The following is a 4,633-nucleotide window of genomic DNA, read 5'->3' as shown; positions in this document are numbered from 1 at the left end:
AACGTGCCACGGGCGAAGCCGTGGCGCGCGCAGGCGGCGTCGAGGTCCACCGCGAGGTCGCACATCAGGCGCTCGATCACGTCGCGCCGCAGGCGGTCCTCGGCCGTCACGGCGATGCCGCGCGCCACCGGCAGCCGGCCCTCCGCCACCGCCTTGTGCCAGAGCGGGGTCGAGGCGATGTTCTGCACATAGCCCTGGGGCAGCGCGCCGATGGCCGAGGTGCCGAAGCCGAGCAGCAGCGGCGCGTCGTCGGTGGTGTAGCCCTGGAAGTTCCGCTTCAGGGTGCCGGCGCGGGCGCGCGCCGCCATGGCATCGGCCGCCTTGGCGAAATGGTCGAGGCCGACCGCAGCGTAGCCGTGGTCGGCGAGCAGCACCGCCACCGCCTCGGCCTGGGCGAGGCGCGCCTCGGGTCCCGGCAGGTGGGCCTCGGGGATGAGCGCCTGGTGCTTCTTCATCCACGGCACGTGGGCGTAGCCGAACACGGCGATGCGGCTCGGATCGAGCGCAAGCGCGGCCTCGACCGTGCGCCGCACGGAGGCGACGTCCTGGTGCGGCAGCCCGTACATGAGGTCGAGATTGATGGCGCCGATGCCCTCGCGCCGGAGCGCCTCGGCCACCGCTTGCGTGGTCGCGAACGACTGCGTGCGGCCGATGGCGGCCTGCACCCTGGGCTCGAAATCCTGCACCCCGAGGCTGGCGCGGTTGAAGCCCTCGCGCGCCAGCACGCGGGCCTTCTGCGCATCCATCACGCGCGGATCGATCTCGATGGCGATCTCGGCACCGGGCGCCACGTCGAAGGCCGCCCGCAGGGCCCCCATCACGGCGGCGAAGTCCGCGTCCTCCAGCATGGTGGGCGTGCCGCCGCCGAAATGGATGTGGGTGAGGCGGCGCCGGCCGGACAGGCGCGCCGCCACCAGGCCGATCTCCTCGACGAGGCGGCGGGCATAGGCCTCCACCGGCACGCGGGAGCGCGCCACTTGGGTGTGGCAGCCGCAATACAGGCACAGCTCGGCGCAGAACGGCACATGCACATAGGCCGAGACGGCGGCCTCAGCCGGCGCTTCGGCGAGCCAGCCGGCGTAGGTTTCGCCGTCCAGGGCGGCGAAGTGGGGCGCCGTGGGGTAGCTGGTGTAGCGCGGCACGGGCTGCGCATAACGGGCGAGCAGATCCTGTCTCATGGTCGATGCATCGCGCCGCCCGGCCGCGCGCGCCTTGACGTGGCGCAACGCCGGCCCGCGACATGCGGACCGGCGTCGATGGATGGCCCCGCCGCCGTCGTCAGTAGGACAGGAAGGCGCCGGCGAAGATGCCCTCGGCGCGGTCGTCGCCGGCGAGCTTGAAGCGGTATTGCAGCGTGAGGTCGAGATACGACATGGGCGCCGTGTACTCGTCCTCGCGGAACCAGTAGCGCATGGTGGCACCCGGTCCGGCGCCGAGCGCGAACGGCGTGTCCACGCTGTTGTCGTAGCTGCCGCCGATGGCGAGGAACGGCCACAGCACCAGCCGGTTGCTGATGGCGTCCAGGCGGAACGATTCGCCGTACCGCGCCTCGAAGCTCGACACCGTCTGCCCCGACATGGCGAAGTAGTTGTAGTCGGCATAGATCTGCCAGGTGCGCCAGTGCGGCACGTCCACCCGAAGGTCGGTGCCCTCGCCCTTGGAATAGGCCGCGCGCAGCAGCCAGTCCTGGCGGGCCGCCTGTCCCACCGGGAACAGATAGGCGGTCTCGAAGATCAGGTTCTGGTCCTTGATCGGCTTCCAGCGCGCGCCGACGCTGCCCTGCACGGTATCCCAGCCGGCGCCGCCGCCCTCCGAATAGGCCGTGCCGTAGCCGCGCACGAACAATTCGAAGATCGCGCCGTCGCGGTAGCCGATTCCCGGCGGGCGCCAGTAGATCTCGCCGCCGATGCCCAGCGAGCGGTTGGCGCTGATCGGCGTCGGCGCCAGCGGGTTGGAGGGGGCGATGCCGGCCGAGGAGCCGTAGCTCGCCGACAGATAGGCGCCCCAGGTGCGGCTCAGCTCCGCCACCTCGCGGCGCAGGCCGAACAGGTATTGCGGGTCCATCGGCAGCTTGCCCTCGCGATGCTCGTCGATGGCGCGCTTGAAATAGCCGATGGCCTCGTTGTTGTGATAGGTGCGCCGGGCGTTGTAGGCGGCATCGATCAGCGTCGTGCCGCGCAGCTGCCACTTGGCGTCGGCTTCGGTGAAGTAGTCGTAGGCGATCTGGTCCTCGCCCACCTGGCCGGCGAGCACGGCGAGGTCGACCGCCTTCATGCCGCGCAGCTCGCCGCGATTGTAGGCCTCGAGGAAGATCTGCTTCGCCTCGTCCTTGCGGCCGAGCTGCACCAGCACGCTGATGCGGGCCGACAGCATGGTGCGTCGCTGCTGCGCCGAGGTGGCGTAGACCGCCGCCTCGGAGAAGGCGGCGAGCGCGCTCTCCTTGTCGTCGAGCGCCAGATAGGCATAGCCGAGCCGCGCCTGGACGTCGTAGCTGCGCTCGTTGGCCATGGGCTTCAAGGTGGCGAGCGCGATCTCCGGCTGCTTGGCGGCGAGCGCCGCGTCGGCGAGCGAGAGGCGCACCGCGCGATACTGCGACACCGGCAGGTTTCCGGAGGCGAGCGCCGCGCGGTAGTCGCGGATCGCGCCGGTATAGTCCTTGGCGCTGAGACGCAGCCCGCCGCGCTGGACCAGCAGCGTCGCGTCGCGCGGGCTGCGGGCCAGGAGGTAGCTGGCGATCTGCTCGGCCTCGGCATACTTGCCGCGCGCGGTGAGCACCTGCATGAGCAGCAGGCGGTAGTTCCTGTTGTCGGGATCGGCCGCCACGGCGCGCCGCGCGGCGGCCTCGGCGCGGGGATAGTCGCGCTTGGCGAGCGCCGCATAGGCCTCGGTGCCGTCGGCATAGCCGGGGGCGCTTGCATCGCCGCCCCCGCCGCCGCCCTGATTCGCGAACACCGAGCAGATGACGCCGTAGGTGGTGGGCTGGCAGAACACCTGCGGCGCCTGCAGCGCCGGGCGCTTCGCCGTGGGGCTCTTCAGCATCGCCTGGGCGGCCTTGCGGATCTCGTCGATCTCGCGGTTCTTCGGATCCTCGATGGGCTCGATGAGGCTCAGCGCCTCCTCGGCCTGGCCGTTGGCGAGCGCCGCATTGGCGGCGATCAGGCGGTAGTTCACGTTCTCGAGGTCGGTGAGGATGTTCGAGCCGATCACGGCGTCGAAGTCCTTGCGCGCCTGGAGGGTCTTGCCGGTCTTCTGGAGCAGATAGCCGCGCACCATGCGGGGCAGCGGGTCGTTCTCGTCCATCTGCACGGCGGCATTGGCGGCGGCGAGCGCCTCCTCGGTCTGGTCGGCGGCGAGCAGCGCCTGGAGCTGCACGACGCGGTAGACCATGGCGTCGGGCGCCCGGTCCACCGCGCGCTTGGCGGCGGCGACCGCGGCCTTGGTCTTGCCGGCGGCCACGTCCTTGATCGCCTGCACCGCGTCCGCTCGGCGAGGCGCTTGTCGGTCACGGCCTTGCGGGCGACCAGAGCGGGGTCCGTGTCGCCCAGCGCGATCGCCTCGCGGATGGCGGTGGCGAGGTCCTCCAGCTTGTTGGCGCGGTCGAGCGTGTCGATCAGCAGGCGCCGCCAGGCGAGGTTGCCCGGGCTCGCCTGGAGCGCCTCGCGGATGCGCGTCTCGGCGAGCTTGTTGTCGCCGTCGCGATAGGCGTTGAACGCCTCCAGAGCCTCGATGTAGCCGGGCGTGTCGGAGACGCCGGCGCCGGGCGGCGTGGTGGCGGGCACCAGGCTGCACACCGGGCCGTAGGGCGTGTCGATGCACTTCTGGTAGGGCACCGGCAGCGTCTGGTTGGCATTGTCCGGGACGATCTGGGGCTTGTCCTTCTGGGCATTGGCCACCTGGCGCCGGGCGGCGACCCCCGGCTCCTTGGCGTCGAGCCCCTCCAGCACCCGCAAAGCGCGCTCGGGATGGCCGGCGGCGATGGCCGCGTCGGCGATGACGATGCGCACGTCGCGGTTGGTGTCGCCGGTGAGAACCTCGTCCTTCAACGCCTCGTCGAAATCGGCCTCGGCGGCCTCGATCTGGCCGAGCCGCATGCGCAGATAGCCGCGCATGGTGCGGGGCAGGAACGAGCGCGGGTCGGCCTCGATGGCCTGGGACGCCGCCTTCTCCGCCGCCTCGATCTGCCCGTCGGCGATCAGCGAATAGACCAGCAGCATGCGGTAGCTGAGATCGTCCGGCACCAGCGCGATGGCGCGGCTCGCCGCCTCGATGGCGGCCTTGGGATTGTGGTCGGCGAGCGCCTTGTTGGCGGCCAAGGACGGCCCCTGGGCCAGGATGCGGCTCTGGGCGCGCAGGCGCGCGATGACGGTCGGGTCCTTGATGCCGGCGGCGACCGCCTCCGACGCCGCCGCCACCGATTCGGCGAGGCGGTTCTGCGCCTCCAGCGAATCCATCAGCAGCAGCCAGAGCCGGGGCACGTCGGGGCGCAGCTTCAGCGCCTCGCGGGCCAGCGCGGACGCCTGGGCATAATTCTTGTCGCGGTGGGCCTTGTAGGCCATGTCGGCGGTGCGCCAGGCCTCGCCCGTCAATTCCGCGGACTCGATGACGGGGGGCGGGGCGGGCTGGCGGAGAGCGC

2 protein-coding genes and 1 pseudogene are annotated in these 4,633 nt (G+C 71.4%); all 3 read right to left on the bottom strand.

The annotated features are described in order from the left end of the window. The coding region (hemN, locus tag AC2W7M_RS20165) for an oxygen-independent coproporphyrinogen III oxidase (protein WP_486134394.1) at positions 1-1,178 on the bottom strand (1,178 nt) is incomplete at its 3' end. A gap of 100 nt (positions 1,179-1,278) precedes the next feature. Further along, a complete protein-coding gene (locus tag AC2W7M_RS20160; protein WP_486134392.1) occupies positions 1,279-3,474 on the bottom strand; it encodes an NfrA family protein in 2,196 nt (731 codons plus the stop codon). 713 nt (positions 3,475-4,187) lie between these two features. Beyond that, positions 4,188-4,556, bottom strand: a pseudogene (locus AC2W7M_RS20155) (tetratricopeptide repeat protein); the annotation flags it as partial. Positions 4,557-4,633 lie beyond the last annotated feature (77 nt).

Source organism: Xanthobacter sp. BG11Y11_SDJG, assembly GCF_057364445.1.
This window is presented reverse-complemented; position numbering and strand designations above follow the sequence as displayed.